This window comes from Fuscovulum blasticum DSM 2131 (genome assembly GCF_003034965.1).
Lineage (GTDB): Bacteria > Pseudomonadota > Alphaproteobacteria > Rhodobacterales > Rhodobacteraceae > Pseudogemmobacter > Pseudogemmobacter blasticus.
On the sequence record NZ_PZKE01000008.1, the window covers coordinates 144,798 to 160,409 of the forward strand.

A 15,612-nucleotide genomic window follows, 5' to 3' on the forward strand; every position below is an offset into this window, starting at 1 on the left:
GTCAGGACCGCGCCTGATCCAGTATCGGGGCGCGGGACCGCAGGTTGCCCTTGTGCCCGTTCATCCACAGCGGAACGATCACCACCAGCGCCGCGACCAGCAGCGCCATTTCAACGGCAAAGACCGTGATATAGGGGGCTGTCGCGTCAAGCCCGCGATCACCGCTGGCCAGCATCGCGTCGCGCAACGCGCCGCCCGCGGCAATGGCAAGCCCGGCCGAGGTGGTTTGCACCGCGCCCCAGACACCAAGCGCAAGCCCGGTCTGGCGCGGCGGGGCAATGCGGATGGTCATCGTCAGCGTGCCATGGCCAAACAGGCCGGCGCCGAAGCCCGCCGCAAAGGTGGCGCCCACGAAGGAAACAATGCTCAGGGTCGAGGCTGACAGGATCACCACGCCAAAGGCGGGCACGCCGACCAGCGCCCCGAACAGGGCCACCCCCAGCGGTGCGCGGCCGCGGGCAAGCCAGCGCGAGGCACCGACGAAGCCCACCAGCGTGCCAAGCGCCAGCACCACGGTCAGCTTGGTGGTTTCCGAAACCGTCATGCCCAGAACCTGGCCGCCGAACGGTTCCATCAGCACGTCGGCCATACCGAAACCGGCGGTGCCGAAGGCGATCAGCAGCAGCAGCGGCTTCATGCCGCGAATGTTCGACAGCGCCTTGAGCGAGGCGGAAAAGCCGATCTCCTCGGCCACGTCACGGGCGCGCCGGGGATTGCGGGCCTCCTGCTTCCACATGGCATAGCCGTTCAGCGCGATGGTCACCACGGCCGAGCCCTGGATCACCTGGATCAGCCGGCCCGGCGAATACTGGACCAGCAGCATCCCATACAGCCAGGCGCTGATGATCATGCCCAACAGCAGCATGACATACATCAGCCCCACGACCTTGGGATGGTCTTCCTCGGTCACCAGATCGGTTGCCAGCGCCAGGCCGACCGTCTGCACGATGTGCAGCCCGGCCCCCACCAGCAGGAAGGCCAGCGCGGCCGAGGACAGGCCCAGCCAGCGCGGCGCTTCGGCGGCATAGCCTTGCTGAGACAGCACCAGCAGCGCGAAGGGCATGATGGCAAAGCCGCCGAACTGCAGCATCGTGCCCTTCCAGATGAAGGGGATGCGGCGCCAGCCGAGGGCCGAGCGGAACGTATCGGACTTGAACCCGATCACCGCGCGGAAGGGGGCGAACAGCAACGGCAGCGCCAGCATGATCGACACAAGGCTGGCAGGAACGTCCAGCTCGACGATCATCACCCGGTTCAGCGTGCCGGCCATCAGCACCAGCGCCATACCGACCGTGACCTGCAACAGGGCCAGCCGCATCAGGCGCGAAAGGGGAACGTCCGGCGTGGCGACATCCGCGAAGGGCATCCAGCGCGGCCCGAGCCCCGCCAGCTTGTTCACGACGATGCTCTTCAGGTCAGCCATGTGCCGGGTCCATCCATGTGGCGGATTGCGGGTCTTGCCGGCCCGGCGCCGCCAGAAACGCAAATATCGGGACGCCCCTCGGAGGTCCGGGGCTCCCGACCCTGGGGTGGGGATGCGCCGCCCCGAAGGGCGGCGCAGGGGTCTTACTTCAGCAGAGCCACATCGTTCGCCGAAGCGGTCGGGGTCAGCTCAGCCACCGCAGCGCCAGCAGCGGTGATCGGACGACCATTCCAGTAGTCCGAGAAGATGTTGGTCTGGGTCAGCACGCCAACGTGGATGGCGAGAGCCGACACGGCGACGGCGGACAGCATCAGCGGAATGCCGACGCCGGGTTTCACGACGAGCCAAACTTTCGGGAAAATCATTTAGCCCTCCATCAACCGAGCCACGGGGTCGCGACAGCCGCGAGCACGTGGGCGATGACGGCAACGCCGCCGAAAATACGGGTGCCGAGGATCACTTGCTCGTGAACTTCCTCAGCTTCTTTCAGGGTCAGCCCGCTCGGCCAGACCTTATCAGGATCGTCTGCCATTTACGTCTCCATTTGTTTGGCCATCGAATGTTTCGCGAGGGTGATGACCGAACCCTCATCGCCACCTTTGGGGGGTCCCTAGGTTGCAAGGAAAGACTGTCACGTTTTATTGACATCATCAACTGTCAGAAATTATTTACACGAGATGCTTGATTTAATTTGGCCCGTTACAGCCATCCAACCGCCGGAAGCCGTGCCATCTGACAGGAATCCTATGGGAGTGCGCCAGATAAAATAAAATAAAAACATTGTCTTGCTGGATTTTGCGAAAACACGATCAGCCGGCGCGACACGGCGCTGCGTCCACTTGTCGCGACGGTCGGTCGGTCGGAATTCCAGGGGTGAAACAGGCCGGATCTGCGGCATATTCCGGGTTGAGACTGGCCGCCGCCGGCCCGCACGTCCCCGCCGGAAGCCCGGTTTGAGTCGTATGCCACGGTGTACGGACTCAGGCGGCGGTCCGGGCCGGCGTCAGCAGATGCGCGGCAACTGCTCGCCCACCAGCATGTCCACGATGCGTGCGCCGCCGAACGCGGTGCGCAGGGTCACGCGGCCGGCGGGGCCGGGCAGGGCGCGGCCGATCTGCACCGCGCCCGCGCCTTCGGGCAGCGATCGCAGCGCGGCCAGCAGGCCCGGCGCCTGATCCTCGGGGCAGAACAGCACCAGCCGGCCTTCGTTCGCCAGATACAGCGGATCAAGGCCCAGGATTTCGCAGACGCCCACCACTTCGGGGCGCAGCGGCAGGCGGGTTTCGTCGATCTCGACCGCGACCCCGGCCTCGGCCGCCATTTCGTTCAGCGCGCTGGCCAGCCCGCCACGGGTGCAGTCGCGCGCGGCGTGCAGGCCGGGGGCGGCGGCCAGCGCGGCCTGCATCAGATGGCCAAGACCCGCGCAATCCGAGGCAAGGTCCACCGACAGCGCCAGATCGCCCCGCGCGGCCAGGATGGCGGCGCCATGGTCGCCCAGAACGCCGTTGACGATGACCGCATCGCCGGGGCGGATCTGCGCCACGCCGAGCTCGACCCCGGCAGGGATCACGCCAACCCCGGCGGTGGTGATGAACACGCGGTCGGCCTTGCCGCGTTCCACCACCTTGGTATCGCCGGTGACGATGCGGACGCCAGCCTTCGCCGCTTCGGCCGCCATGCTGGCGACGATGCGGCGCAGAAGCGCGATCTCGCAGCCTTCCTCGATGATGAAGGCCGCCGACAGCCACAAGGGCCGCGCGCCGCCCACGGCCAGATCATTGACCGTGCCGCAAACCGCCAGCGTGCCGATGTCGCCGCCCGGAAATTCCAGCGGCGTGACGACGAAACTGTCGGTGGTAAATGCCAGCCGGGCGCCGGGTTCCTGCAGGGCGGCGGTCATCAGGCGGGCCTGATCCTCGGTTCCGGGGGGCTGGAAGACGGCGGTGAACACCTCGTCGATCAGGTCGCGCATCGCGCGCCCGCCGCCGCCATGGGCCAGGGTCACATGGGTATCGCGCAGGGCCATGTCAGGCAGCCGCCCCCCGCGCGCCGGCATATTGCCAATAGGCCGCGCAGGCGCCTTCCGATGACACCATCAGCGCCCCCAGCGGCATTTCGGGCGTGCAGCCCTTGCCGAACTGCGGGCATTGCGTGGGCTTCAGCTTGCCGGTCATCACCGATCCACAGGCGCAGCCTTCGATTTCCGACACGTTGCGTGCCCCCGCCGCATAGCCGATGCCGAATTTCTCCTCGGCATCGAAGGCAGCATAGGCCGGGCGGATGCGCAGCCCGCTGGCATCAATCTCGCCCAGACCCCGCCATTCAAAGCTGGGGCGGCGTTCATAGACATCGGCGATGGCGGCCAGACTGACCGGGTTGCCGTGTTCGGGCACGACGCGGGCATACTGGTTTTCCACCGCCGCGCGCCCCTCGGCAATCTGGGTCAGCACCATCAGCACCGATTGCAGCAGATCGGTCGGCTCGAACCCCGCCACGACGATGGGTTTGCCATAATCGCGGGCGATGAAGTCATAGGGGTGGATGCCGATCACCATCGACACATGGCCGGGGCCGATGAAGCCATCCAGCGTCATGTCGGGGTCATCCAGCAGCGCCTTGATCGGTTCGGGCACGGTGATGTGGTTGCAGAACACGCTGAAGTTGGTCAGCCCCTCGCGCGCGGCCTGCTGGATGGAAAGCGCCGTCGACGGCGTGGTCGTCTCGAACCCCAGCCCGAAGAACACCACCTCGCGGCCCGGGTTGCGCCGGGCCAGTTGCAGCGCATCCAGCGGCGAATAGACCATGCGGATGTCGGCCCCGGCCGATTTCGCCTGCATCAGGCTTTTGCGGTGGCCCGGCACCCGCATCGCATCGCCGAAGGTGGTGAAGATCACGCCGGGGCGTTCGGCAATCTCCACACATTCATCAACCCGCGCCATCGGCAGCACGCAGACCGGGCAGCCGGGGCCGTGGATGAACTCGACCCCCTCATGAATCAGCTTGTCCAGACCGTAGCGAAAGATCGAATGGGTATGCCCGCCGCAGATTTCCATGATGTGAACGGGGTTCGCCCGGGTGGCGCCGATCTGGTCGGCCTTTCGGGCAATGGCCGACAGCAGCGCGCGTGCGGCGGCGGGGTCGCGGAATTCCGAGGCGAATTTCATGCCAGCGCCTCATCAGACGCGGCCATCTGGTCCAGTGCCTCTTGCGCCTCGCCCAGATCGCGCAGGGCCTCCAGAGTTTTCGCGGCTTCGTCGGCGTCGATCAGGCTCATCGCAAAGCCGACATGGATCAGCGCCCATTGTCCGACCAGCGCGCCCAGATCATTCCCCGCCACGCAGGCGACATTCACCTCGCGGCGCACGCCCGACACCTCGGCCATGGCCATCAGGCGGGCGGCGTCGGTGATGGCGGTGATCTGCCCCGGTATCCCCAGACACATGGCTCAGTCCTCCTCTTCCTCATGCACCCGGCCCGAGGGATCGAGGATGCCATAACGGTCCAGCTTGGCGCGCAGGCCAACGCGCGACAGGCCCAGTTCCACCGCCGCGCGCGACTTGTTCCAGCGGTGGCGGGTCAGCGTTTCGCGCAGGATGCGCATCTCGATCAGCTCGACCCGGTCCTTCAGCGTGCCGGCGGCGGTCAGCACGCCTTCGGCGCTGCGGTCCGCGCCTGCGTCTGACGGCGGGGCCTGCAGGATGGCGCGGCTGATCAGTTCGGCCCCCAGAACCGGGGCCTGCGCGAAGATCAGCATCCGCGTCACCTCGTTGCGCAATTCGCGCAGGTTGCCGGGCCAGTCGTAGTTTTCCAAAAACTCCAGCGCCGCCGGGGTAAAGCCTTGCGCGGGCTTTCCGTGGCGCGCGGCAAGGTCGGCCAGAAATTCCTGCGCCAGGATCGCCACATCGCCCCGCCGGGCGCGCAGCGGCGGGATGGAAAGTTCTGCCACCGACAGCGCATAGTAAAGGTCGGGGCGGAAGGCGCCGTCAGCTACCCGCGCGGCCAGATCGCCCCCGGTGGCGGCAATCAGGCGCAGGTTGGTGGTCAGCACTTCCTGCCCGCCCTGGGGGGTAAAGCTGCCCTCGTCCAGCAGCCGCCACAGTGCCAGTTGCAGCGCGGGGCTGGCATGTTCGATGCCTTCGATGAACAGGGTGCCCCGGTCGGCCTTCTGCGCCAGACCGATCCGGTTCACGCCGCCCGGCAGAACGCCGCGCTTGGCGCCGAAGATCTCGATCAGGGCCAGGTCTTCGGGCAGGCCGGCCAGATTGACCGCGTGAAACGGCTTGTCCGACCGCAGGCTGCCGAAGTGCATGGCCCGCGCCAGCCGCGCCCGGCCGGTGCCGGCTTCGCCCGTCAGCAGGACGGGCACGTCGAAACTGGCGTAATGGCGGGCGGTTTCGACCAGCGCGCTCATCGGGCTGAGGGGCGAGCGGAGGATCGTCTCGAACCCCATCCCGTCGCGCAGCGCAAGGCGGCGTTTTTCCAGCTTGGTCTGCGCGGTCGAGGCCAGGAAGCGCATTTCCAGCGCCATCCGCTCATTCTCGCGCGCAAGGCCGAACAGCCGCGCGCCGTTGCGCACCGCCATCAGCAACTGGTCGGGGTGCCAGGGCTTGGTCAGGAACTGGTGGATGCCGGCATCATTGATCGCCTGCGCCATGGCGGCGGGGTCGGTATAGCCGGTGATGATGATGCGCACGGCATCGGGCCAGCGTTCGCGCAGGTCGGCCAGGAATTCCACCCCGGTGCGGCCCGGCATCCGCTGGTCGCAGACCACCACCTGCACCCATTCCTCTTCCATGCGGATCAGGGCGGCTTCGGCATCGGGCGCGGTCACGCAGTCGAATTCGTCTTCAAGCGCCATCCGCATGGCGGACAGCGAATGTGGCTCGTCATCGACCAGAAGAACGGTGGGCCGGGTCGCTGTCATGCCGCCTTCTCCGCCAGCCGGGCGCGCAGCCAGTCGATCCAGGTGGCCATGCCTTCGCCGCTGCGGGCCGACAGGCGCAGGATGGTGATGTCGGGGTTCACGCGGCGCAGGTTTTCTTCATACAGGTCCAGATCCACGTCGCAATGCGGGGCAAGGTCCACCTTGTTCAGGATCGCCAGCCGCGCGGCGGTGAACATGTCGGGGTATTTCAGCGGCTTGTCCTCGCCCTCGGTCACGGACAGGATCGCCACCTTGGCATCCTCGCCCAGATCAAAGGCGGCGGGGCAGACAAGGTTGCCGACATTCTCGATGAACAGCAGGGAATTCGGTCGGGGGCGCAGCTCGTCAATCGCATGGCCCACCATCTGCGCATCCAGATGGCAGCCCTTGCCGGTGTTGATCTGGATCGCCCGCGCGCCGGTGGCGCGGATGCGGTCGGCGTCCGCGCTGGTTTGCTGGTCGCCCTCGATCACCGCAAGCGGGGTGTCGCCAAGGGCTTCGATCGTCTTGCACAGCAGCGTGGTCTTGCCCGATCCGGGGCTGGAAACCAGGTTCAGCGCCAGCGTGCCAAGCGCGGTCAGCACCCGGCGGTTGCCCTGCGCGATGGCATCGTTCTTGGCCAGGATCGAGGTTTCCACCTCGATCAGCCGGGCTTGCGTCAGGCCGGGCACCGAAACGCCGGCGGCGCCAAGGCCGTAATGATGCGTGCCCTCATGCGGGTGATGGTGGTCGCCGCCCCCATGGTCATGGGCGTGATCGGCATCGCCATGGCTGTGACCCGCGCCATGGGCATGATCATGCGGATGGCTGTGGTGGTGGTCGTGCGGATGGTCATGCAGCGTGTCGCCATGCCGGTGCGGGTGGCTGTGGCCGTGCGAATGATCATGCGTGTGATCATGGCCATGGGGCAGGCCGTCGCCGTGGGAATGGGCGTGGTGATGCGCCAGCCCCAGACGGTGCGCCTCGTCATGGCTCATCTCGCGGCCGTCCACGATGACCTTGTCCGAACATCCGCAAACCGTGCACATGTCAAACCACCTCCATATCCTTGATCCGCATTTCATCGCCGCCGTTGGGGATCAGCCTGCCGCCGCCGCAGCGGGGGCAGGGGTCCAGACGGCTGGCAATCTCGACCGCGGTCATGCAGTCGTAACACATGGCCTGTCCGGGCAGGTCGATGATTTCAAGCCGTGCGCCTTCGGCGGGGCTGCCGCGCATCACCACGTCGAAGGCGAAGTCCAGCGCGGGCTTTTCCACCCCGGCAAACCGGCCGATTTCCAGCCGCAGCACGGTAACGCGCGAAAAGCCATGCGTGCGCGCCTGATCCAGCACGATGCTGCGGATGCCTTCGACAAGGCTCATCTCGTGCATGGCTCGGCCTCGCGCAGGGTCACCGGAAGGCAAGGATCGTGCAGCGCCACGACAAGGGGCGCAAGGCGGCCGTCCGCGCCGGGCAGGCGGGCCAGCGATTGCAGCAGCGCGCCGCCGGGGGCCAGCAGGTGATCGGTCGGGGTGCGGCGGGCAAGGCCGGTCACGATTCCGGCCGTCTGCGTCAGACGCAGCGCATAGGCCCCCCGCGCGGCGGGAACCACGGCAATGCCGTTGTGGCAGGTGGCGGGCGGCAGGCGGCCCTCCATCGCGGCCTCAAGATCGGCCAGCAGACCCAGATAACGCCAGAGCGGGCCGCGCCCTTGGTCAGCCTCGATGCTGCGCAACAGCGGGTGGTCGGCCTGCCGCCCGGCAGCGGAATTCTCGAATGCGCCTTCGGCCAGCGGATCATCGGCTGGGGGCGGGGGCAGGGCGGGGCAGGTGGCAGCACCTGCGGGGAACAGGGCCACAAGGCGCGCGGCAAGGGCGGCGGCAGGGGCGGGGCTGGCGATCCAGTCCGAAAAGTCGGCGCGATCCCGCGGCAACCGGCCGGCGGGGCCAAACAGCGTGGCGGGATCTGCGGGCAGCCGCAGCGGGGCCAGCCCGGCCGCCGCGCGCAGGGTGACACAGGCGCGGGCCAGATGGTCACGGACAATTTCGGCGGCGGGATCACCGTCGCCGGGCGGCAGCCCCAGCGACAGCCGCGCCGCCAGACCCTGCGCCCCGGCGCACAGGTTGAACAGGCGCGGCAGCAAGTCGGCGGCCTCGGTCACGGGCTTGCCAAGGATCAGCGCCTCGACCGGCAGCGGCGGGGCTGCGGCAAGGCGCGGACCGTCAGCGGCCAGCGTGATGGTGACCGCCGAAAGCGTCATCCGCCAAGCCCCCCGGTAATCAGCCGCCGTCGCGAGGGTTCGCTCTCCTCCTCCGGTTCGGGCGGCGGCGGGGCCAGTTCCGCCTCGCGTCGGGCCCGGATTTCGGCGGCGCGGTCGGTTTCGGCCCGGTTTTCCGGCTTGAAAAGCTCTGCCATCACCGCGCGTGCCACATCCACCGCCTGAAGCTGGCTGGTGAAATCGCCCATGGGCGAGAACAGCGAACAGGCCAGATAAGGCCCGGTCATCTCGCGGCTGTTGTGCAAGAATTCGTATTCACCCGACGGGAAGGCGATCACTTCCTTTTCGCCGGCCCCCAGCACGGGGCGGCTGGCGGGCGGCAGGAAGACCAGGTTCATGAACCAGGGCGCGACCAGCACGCCCAGGAACCCGCCCTCCCAGGGCTGGAACTCTACCGCCTGCACATGCAGCGCATGGTTCACCATGGGCACGTCGCGCATCTTGCTGTTGAAGATCTCGGTAAAGTCGGCCACCAGCGCGCGGCTGCGCGCGGCCATTTCATCCAGCACGGCCGCCGCCGGGGCGCCGGGGTCTTCGCGCACCAGAAACTGCGCCTTGGGCGCGGTGCAGCCGGGGCAGGTCCAGTCGTCCGGCAGATCGACGAAGGCGGTGCCCGGCAGCACCTGCCGGGTGTCGTCACCCTCGGCTGGGTCATAGGGCGTCCAGCAGATCTTGCATTCCATGATCGCCTGCGCGCTGATCCGGTCTGCGGCGCCCAGATAGCTGCCTTCAAAGCCCTGTGTGCGGGGCGCGCCGGTCATCGGATCGCCTCGATCACGTCGCGGATGCGGATGGCACTGTCAGACAGGTCTTCCGCCGCCGCCAGCGCCACTTCGGGCATGTCGGTCACTTCGAACGTGTCCAGGATCAGCGTGTCCATCGAATTGTAGAACTGCACCCGCCAGACCCCGGCCAGCGCGGTGGCTGTCACCCGGCAGTTGCCATAGCCGCGCGACAGCACGGTGACTGCGCCTTCACCAAGCGCCTCGTCCAGCCAGAGCAGGTCTTCGGGCGTGTGGGGCAGCAGGGTCAGGTTGATCACATGCGCGCTGTCGCCGGGCTGGCGGCTGCGCGAACGGTCGATCAGTTCGGTCAGCACGGCGGGGGCATTGGCCAGCCCGGCAATACGGCGGGCCTGTGTGCCCAGGGCCGGGCGGTGGGGCACATGGGCGCGGGCCAGCGTCAACCCCGGCACCGGCCCGATCTCGACCCGGTCGATCCCGGCGGCCAGCAGCATCCAGACCCCGGCGAACACGCTTTCCTGCACCATCACGGCGGGCAGGCCGCGCAGCCGGATCGACACCTCGCCCTGCCCAAGCGCATCGGCCATCACCTTGCGCGCCTTGGGCGAAAGGGTGGACAGGTCGAACTCGGCCGGGCCTGCGCCTTTTGCGGTGGCGTCACAGGCGGCGGCCATCTCGGCCAGCATCGCCAGCGCCTCGGCGGTGGCCACCGGATCGTCGGCCTCGGGGATATGCGGCGCATAGGTCCGCATCCCCGAGGGCAGCGGCATGTATTGCAACTCACCCGCCGGATCGGGCTGCGAGCCGGGGCCAAAGCCCGTGGGGGGAAGCATGAAGGGCGATGCCATGGTGGACCTCAGGCTGGGGAAAGCGACAGGATATGAGTGACGCGGGCCAGATAATCCGACCAGTCGCGCACCTTTTCGATGGCGCCCAGAAAGGCGCCGTCGCGGTAGAACAGGAAACCGGGCGTTTTCAGCGCGCGGGTTTCTTCGCGCAAGGCCGCTTCGATGGCGTCATCCACCACCGCGCAGTCAAAGGTATTCTGGAACGTCAGCCGCAGTTCCGGCAGGATCACCGCCGCATCGGCGGTTTCCAGATTTCGCCGGGGATCGCCGGGAACGAACAGGCAATGCGCGCCGGGCCGGGCCAGGAATTCCGCCATATCCTGCGCCGAGCACAGGCGCGGATAACCGAATTCCTGTTCCAGCCGCGCAATCAGCGGATTGGGGGCTGAAGCCGCGGGCAGGTCATGGTCGGGGGCGTGGTCGTGCATGGATCATCCTTCCGTGCGGCCGGCATCAAATGCGGCCTGCAAATGGGGGGGAAGCTGCGGGGCGCGCGCCTCAAGATCGGCGAAGGCATCGCCCAGATCGCCGCCCGTCATCAGCGCCTTCAACCCGTCCAGCGCGGCGCGGATCTTCAGCGCCTCTCCCTCGGGCAGCAGGGCGCGGGCGGCGCCCAGAAAGCTGAGAACCCAATCGCCGGGGCGCGCGTCGGGCAACAGCGACAGGTCGACCAGTTCCACCCGGTCCCCATCCTGCGCGCGGGCGGCGATGCCATCGACCGACAGCACCCGCATGGGAACACCCACGCACATCAGGCAGACCCGGGGAAGAAGCGGGCATCGCCGGTGCGGCAGGCCTCGTCTTCCGAGGGGCGGCCCTGTTCATAGGCGGCCCAGCGGATGGACGGGTCGGCCAGAAGCGAGGCGTCCGAACGCCCTTCGCCGACCGTCACGCCCCAGTCGGCCAGAATGTCGCGCGCGATCTGCAAGGCCTGCGGGATGCGGGCGGCCACTTCGGGGCGCAGCCCGCCGCCGTAATCCTCAAGCTCGACCGGCTGGCAGCCGATCAGCACCATCTGCAGCGGGCAGCGGCCCAGAAGCTGGGCCGTGGCGATCACGTCCTGAAAGCCGGTCTGGTGCAGGCTCATCTTCTTGGCGCCCATGAAGGCGGGCACCTCGCCATCGCGCACCAGCTTCAGCGTGCCGGGGGGCAGGCCATAGTCGATGGCGTCGAACACCAGCAGGGCATCGGCGTCTTCCAGAAAGGGCAGCAGGTACAGCCCCTGTGTGCCCCCATCCAGCAGTCGCACATTCTCGGGCAGGGCGTGGCTTTCGGCCATGGCTTCGACGCAGCGCACGCCAAAGCCTTCGTCGGCCCACAGCACATTGCCGATGCCCAGAATCAACACACGCTTCGACACCGGCTCCTCCCTCAGTGGCTGGTCGCAAGGCTTTCAACTTGGGTGACAAGTGAGAACATGGTTTGCAGGATGGTGGGAAAGCGAAATTCAGAACCGATGAGTTTTCTTGCAAGCGGTTGAGAGTGCAGCGGAAAATCTGCGCCAAAGCGTCGCAGTCATGCAAGAAATTGGAAAGATACTTTCCATAATTGGCGTCGATACGGAAGATGAATATCCAATGTGGCGGCCGTATGGCCCGAAATCACCGCCCCCGAATTCCCCTTCCCCTGCGGGCGGGCCGCTTCTAGCATTTGCCCATGACACCCGACCTTGGCAGCCCCGGGCCCGAACGGCCCCCGCATTTCACCGACGACGCCTGGATCGAGGTGCTGTCGGCGGTGGACCGGACCTATGCCGATCTGGTGGTCTATCAGGAACAGCTTGAACGCCAGAACGCCGAGCTTGAGGAGATGCGCACCTTCCTGACGGCGATCCTGTCGTCGGTGTCGGATGTGCTGATCGTGGTCGATCGGGCCGGGCGCATCGCGCAGGTCAGCCGGTCGGTGACCGCGCTGACGGGCTGTTCCGAAGCCGCCGCGCTGGGCCGCCCGCTGTCCGAGATGTTCGACCCCGCCGATGCCGCGCCGCTGGCGGGGCTGATGCAGATGGTGCGCGACCGCCGCCGCAGCGCGGGGCTTGAGATCAACCTACGGACGGCCTCGGGCACCGAACCGCTGGACCTGTCCATCGCGCCGCGGCTGGATGATCGCGGCCGGGTTGATGGCTTCGTGCTGACCGGCCGCCCGCTGGGCGCCTTGCGCCGGGCCTATGCCGACCTCAGCGAAAGCCATGACGCGCTGAAAACCACGCAGGCCCAGCTTGTGCGCAACGAAAAGCTGGCCTCGCTGGGCCGGCTGCTGGCGGGGGTGGCGCATGAGCTGAACAATCCGATCAGCTTCGTCTATGCCAATGCTCATGCGCTGGAACGCTACGCGGCCAAGTTCGAAACCTATTTCGGCCGCGTGCAGGAAGGCGCAGGCCGTGAAGAACTGATCGCGCTGCGGCAGTCCCTGCGGCTGGACCGTGAACTGGCCAACCTGCGCGAGGCGATCCAGGGCGCCCGCGACGGCGCCGAACGGGTGCGCGACATCGTGGAAGACCTGCGCCGGCTGTCGTCTGACGGGTCGGGCGAAACGGTGGTCTTCGATCTGGCCGAAACCGTGCGGATCGCCGCAAGCTGGGTCTTGCGCGGCATGAAACAGCCCGTGGCCCTGGTGATGGACCCGCTGCCGTCGGTGCAGGTGCGGGGCCGGGTGGGCCATGTGCAGCAGGTGGTGATGAACCTTGTCCAGAACTCGGTCGATGCGCTGGAGGGGCACGAGGGCGCGGAAATCCGGCTGTCGATCGGAACCGGGGCCGGCCGTGCCGTGCTGACGGTGGCCGACAACGGCCCCGGTGTCCCGCCCGAGGTGCGCGGCGCGATCTTCGATCCGTTCTTCACCACCAAGCCGGTCGGGCGCGGCACCGGCCTTGGCCTGTCGATCAGCCACAAGATCGCGCAGGAACACGGCGGCAGCCTGACGCTGGCCGAAGCTGGCCCCGGCGCCTGTTTCCGGCTGGAACTGCCGCTGGCCGGGGGCGTTCCATGACCACGCTTCTGTGGTTGCAGGCGTCAGGCTGCGGCGGCTGCACCATGTCGCTGCTCTGCGCCGAAAGCCCCGGCCTGCCGGACCTGCTGGCCGATGCCGGCATCCGGCTGCTGTGGCATCCGGCGCTGTCGGTGGAAACCGGCGCCGAGGCGCGGGCGATCCTGGACGATGTGGCCGAAGGGCGCGTGGCGCTGGACATCCTGTGTGTCGAGGGCGCCATCGCGCGCGGTCCGGGTGGGACCGGGCGGTTCCAGATGCTGTCGGGCACCGGGCACAGCCTGATGCACTGGACGGAACGGCTGGCCGCCAAGGCGCGGCATGTGGTGGCCGTGGGCACCTGTGCCGCCTATGGCGGCGTCACCGCGGCGGGCGGCAACCCGACCGATGCCGTGGGCCTGCAATACGATGGCGCCCATCCCGGCGGGCTGCTGGGGGCGGGCTGGCGCAGCCTGTCGGGCGGGCCGGTGATCAACGTTGCCGGTTGCCCCACCCATCCCGGCTGGGTGACCGAAACGCTGCTTCTGCTGGCGGCGGGCGAGGTGCCGGCGCTGGACGGCTATGCCCGGCCCCGGTTCTATGCCGACCATCTGGTCCATCACGGCTGCCCGAAAAACGAATTCTACGAATACAAGGCTTCCGCGCGCGAACTGTCGGAAATCGGCTGCATGATGGAAAACCTTGGCTGCATCGGCACGCAGGCCGTGGGCGATTGCAACATCCGCCCCTGGAACGGCGAGGGCAGTTGCACCCGGGGCGGATACCCCTGCATCAACTGCACCGCGCCGCAGTTCGAAGACCCCGCGCATGCCTTCGTGGACACGCCCAAGATCGCCGGCATCCCGGTCGGCCTGCCCACCGACATGCCGAAGGCGTGGTTCATGGCGCTGGCCTCGCTGTCCAAGGCCGCCACGCCGGAACGCATCGGCGCCAATGCCAAGTCCGACCGCGTGGTCGTGCCGCCAACCCTGCGGAAGCCGCGATGACGCGGCTGGTGGTAGGCCCGTTCAACCGGGTTGAAGGCGATCTTGAGGTGACGCTTGAGGTCGAGGAGGGCCGCGTTGCCCGCGCGCAGGTCAACGCGCCGCTCTATCGCGGGTTCGAACGGATGCTGGAAGGCCGCGATCCGCGCGATGCGCTGGTGATCACGCCGCGCATCTGCGGCATCTGCTCCATCAGCCAGTCGGCGGCGGCGGCGCAGGCGCTGGGGCAGGCCATGGGGCTGACCCCCACGCCACAGGGGGCGGCCATGGCGGCGCTGATCCATGCCGCCGAAAACGTGGCTGACCATCTGACGCATTTTCACCTGTTCTTCATGCCCGATTTCGCCCGCCCCGCCTATGCCGGCCGGCCCTGGCACAGCCGCGCGGTTGACCGTTTCACCGCGCTTGAGGGCAGCGCACAGCGCACGGCTGTGCAGGCGCGGGCCGAGCTGTTGCACATCATGGGCCTTCTGGCCGGGAAATGGCCGCATACGCTGGCCATTCAGCCCGGCGGCGTGACCCGCGCGCCGGGGCTTCGGGAAAAGACCCGGCTGCAGGCCACGCTGCGCGCCTTTCGCCGCTATCTGGAAGGCCCGCTGTTCGGCGGCCCGCTGGAAGAATTCGCGGCGCTGGACTGCCTTGACGGGCTGATGGCCTGGGGCCGGGGCGACGTGGCGCTGTTTCTGGAGATTGCCGCCGATCTGGATCTTGCCAATCTGGGGCAGGGCAGCGGGCGCTATCTGTCCTTCGGGGCCTATCCGCTGGAAAACGGCCCGGTCTTTGCCCGTGGCGTCTGGGCGGGCGGCACCCTGTCACCGCTGGACCCCGGTCAGATCCGCGAAGACCTGAGCCATGCCTGGATGCAGGGCGAGACTGCCCATCCGCTGGACGGGCGCACCGTGCCGGACGAGGCGATGGCCGCCCCGGCCTATAGCTGGTGCAAGGCCCCGCGTCTGGCGGGCCAAAGTGTTGAGGTGGGGGCGCTGGCGCGGCAGGTGGTGGACGGCCACCCGCTGGCCCGTGCCCTGGCGGGCGGCGGGGTGCTGGCACGGGTGGCCGGGCGGCTTCTGGAACTGGCCCGGACGCAGGCGGTGATGGAGCGGCTGGTCGAGGGGATCGAGCCGGGTGCCAGCTATATGACGCAGGGCAAGCTGCCGCGGCACGGCAGCGGCGCCGGTCTGGTCGAGGCGGCACGGGGCGCGCTGGGCCACTGGATGCGGATCGAGAACGGCCGTGTGGCGGGCTACCAGATCATCGCGCCGACCACCTGGAACTTCAGCCCGCGCGATGCCGCAGGCCAGCCCGGCCCGCTGGAGGCCGCGCTGGAAGGCTTGGCCGTGGGCGGCGAGGCGGTGCCGCTGGCCGTGCAGCATGTGGTGCGCAGCTTCGATCCCTGCATGGTCTGCACGGTGCATTAGGCGGATGCGGCGGCCGGGGGCCAGCCCCCG

General features: G+C 68.0%; 18 protein-coding genes. 3 read left to right on the forward strand and 15 right to left on the reverse strand.

All coding sequences use genetic code 11. The features are described 5' to 3' along the window. Nucleotide 1 precedes the first annotated feature (1 nt). The 15 genes from C5F44_RS10260 to C5F44_RS10330 all read right to left on the reverse strand — a co-directional run bounded on the left by C5F44_RS10260 (nucleotide 2) and on the right by C5F44_RS10330 (nucleotide 11,556). The gene (locus tag C5F44_RS10260; RefSeq protein WP_107673437.1) at nucleotides 2-1,423 is read right to left on the reverse strand and encodes a PucC family protein; all 1,422 of its coding nucleotides are present in this window, start codon (nucleotides 1,421-1,423) and stop codon (nucleotides 2-4) included. Nucleotides 1,424-1,566: 143 nt separating this feature from the next. Further along, the gene (locus tag C5F44_RS10265; protein WP_107673438.1) at nucleotides 1,567-1,788 is read right to left on the reverse strand and encodes a light-harvesting protein; all 222 of its coding nucleotides are present in this window, start codon (nucleotides 1,786-1,788) and stop codon (nucleotides 1,567-1,569) included. Nucleotides 1,789-1,799: 11 nt separating this feature from the next. After that, nucleotides 1,800-1,955 (reverse strand): light-harvesting antenna LH1, beta subunit, encoded by a 156-nt coding sequence (gene pufB, locus C5F44_RS10270; RefSeq protein ID WP_107673439.1) that lies wholly within the window; start codon nucleotides 1,953-1,955, stop codon nucleotides 1,800-1,802. A gap of 471 nt (nucleotides 1,956-2,426) precedes the next feature. After that, complete coding sequence (gene hypE / locus C5F44_RS10275; RefSeq protein WP_107673476.1) at nucleotides 2,427-3,449, reverse strand: hydrogenase expression/formation protein HypE; 1,023 nt, start codon at nucleotides 3,447-3,449, stop codon at nucleotides 2,427-2,429. Nucleotide 3,450: 1 nt separating this feature from the next. Beyond that, nucleotides 3,451-4,587, reverse strand: a complete 1,137-nt coding sequence (gene hypD, locus C5F44_RS10280) for a hydrogenase formation protein HypD (protein WP_107673440.1) — start codon at nucleotides 4,585-4,587, stop codon at nucleotides 3,451-3,453. Next, a complete protein-coding gene (locus tag C5F44_RS10285; RefSeq protein WP_107673441.1) occupies nucleotides 4,584-4,865 on the reverse strand; it encodes a HypC/HybG/HupF family hydrogenase formation chaperone in 282 nt (93 codons plus the stop codon). Before C5F44_RS10285 ends, hypD begins: the two co-directional genes overlap by 4 nt. Nucleotides 4,866-4,868: 3 nt before the next feature. After that, nucleotides 4,869-6,347, reverse strand: coding sequence for a sigma-54-dependent transcriptional regulator (locus C5F44_RS10290; RefSeq protein ID WP_107673442.1), 1,479 nt, complete (start codon nucleotides 6,345-6,347; stop codon nucleotides 4,869-4,871). Further along, nucleotides 6,344-7,375 carry a hydrogenase nickel incorporation protein HypB gene (gene hypB / locus C5F44_RS10295; RefSeq protein WP_412917543.1) on the reverse strand — a complete coding sequence of 344 codons (1,032 nt, stop codon included), beginning with the start codon at nucleotides 7,373-7,375 and terminating at the stop codon, nucleotides 6,344-6,346. The genes C5F44_RS10290 and hypB overlap by 4 nt, the downstream gene beginning before the upstream one ends. A 1-nt stretch (nucleotide 7,376) precedes the next feature. Then, a complete protein-coding gene (hypA, locus tag C5F44_RS10300) occupies nucleotides 7,377-7,718 on the reverse strand; it encodes a hydrogenase maturation nickel metallochaperone HypA (RefSeq protein ID WP_107673443.1) in 342 nt (113 codons plus the stop codon). After that, nucleotides 7,706-8,587 carry a hypothetical protein gene (locus C5F44_RS10305; protein ID WP_107673444.1) on the reverse strand — a complete coding sequence of 294 codons (882 nt, stop codon included), beginning with the start codon at nucleotides 8,585-8,587 and terminating at the stop codon, nucleotides 7,706-7,708. The genes hypA and C5F44_RS10305 overlap by 13 nt, the downstream gene beginning before the upstream one ends. Continuing rightward, nucleotides 8,584-9,366 (reverse strand): [NiFe]-hydrogenase assembly chaperone HybE, encoded by a 783-nt coding sequence (hybE, locus tag C5F44_RS10310; RefSeq protein ID WP_107673445.1) that lies wholly within the window; start codon nucleotides 9,364-9,366, stop codon nucleotides 8,584-8,586. The genes C5F44_RS10305 and hybE overlap by 4 nt, the downstream gene beginning before the upstream one ends. Then, the gene (locus tag C5F44_RS10315; protein WP_107673446.1) at nucleotides 9,363-10,196 is read right to left on the reverse strand and encodes a hydrogenase expression/formation protein; all 834 of its coding nucleotides are present in this window, start codon (nucleotides 10,194-10,196) and stop codon (nucleotides 9,363-9,365) included. The genes hybE and C5F44_RS10315 overlap by 4 nt, the downstream gene beginning before the upstream one ends. An 8-nt stretch (nucleotides 10,197-10,204) precedes the next feature. Further along, entirely contained in the window at nucleotides 10,205-10,624 is a 420-nt protein-coding gene (locus C5F44_RS10320; protein ID WP_107673447.1) for a thioredoxin domain-containing protein, read from the reverse strand. Nucleotides 10,625-10,627: 3 nt separating this feature from the next. Further along, nucleotides 10,628-10,948 carry a HypC/HybG/HupF family hydrogenase formation chaperone gene (locus C5F44_RS10325; RefSeq protein ID WP_107673448.1) on the reverse strand — a complete coding sequence of 107 codons (321 nt, stop codon included), beginning with the start codon at nucleotides 10,946-10,948 and terminating at the stop codon, nucleotides 10,628-10,630. Continuing rightward, nucleotides 10,948-11,556, reverse strand: coding sequence for a HyaD/HybD family hydrogenase maturation endopeptidase (locus tag C5F44_RS10330; RefSeq protein WP_181318247.1), 609 nt, complete (start codon nucleotides 11,554-11,556; stop codon nucleotides 10,948-10,950). The genes C5F44_RS10325 and C5F44_RS10330 overlap by 1 nt, the downstream gene beginning before the upstream one ends. A 296-nt stretch (nucleotides 11,557-11,852) precedes the next feature. On the opposite strand from C5F44_RS10330, the gene C5F44_RS10335 reads away from it, so the two are divergent. From C5F44_RS10335 to C5F44_RS10345, 3 genes are read left to right on the forward strand one after another with little or no spacing between them, the layout of a single operon-like run. Further along, a complete protein-coding gene (locus tag C5F44_RS10335; RefSeq protein ID WP_107673449.1) occupies nucleotides 11,853-13,184 on the forward strand; it encodes a sensor histidine kinase in 1,332 nt (443 codons plus the stop codon). Next, nucleotides 13,181-14,167, forward strand: coding sequence for an NADH-quinone oxidoreductase subunit B family protein (locus tag C5F44_RS10340; RefSeq protein WP_107673450.1), 987 nt, complete (start codon nucleotides 13,181-13,183; stop codon nucleotides 14,165-14,167). Before C5F44_RS10335 ends, C5F44_RS10340 begins: the two co-directional genes overlap by 4 nt. Then, entirely contained in the window at nucleotides 14,164-15,582 is a 1,419-nt protein-coding gene (locus C5F44_RS10345) for a nickel-dependent hydrogenase large subunit (protein WP_107673451.1), read from the forward strand. The genes C5F44_RS10340 and C5F44_RS10345 overlap by 4 nt, the downstream gene beginning before the upstream one ends. Nucleotides 15,583-15,612 lie beyond the last annotated feature (30 nt).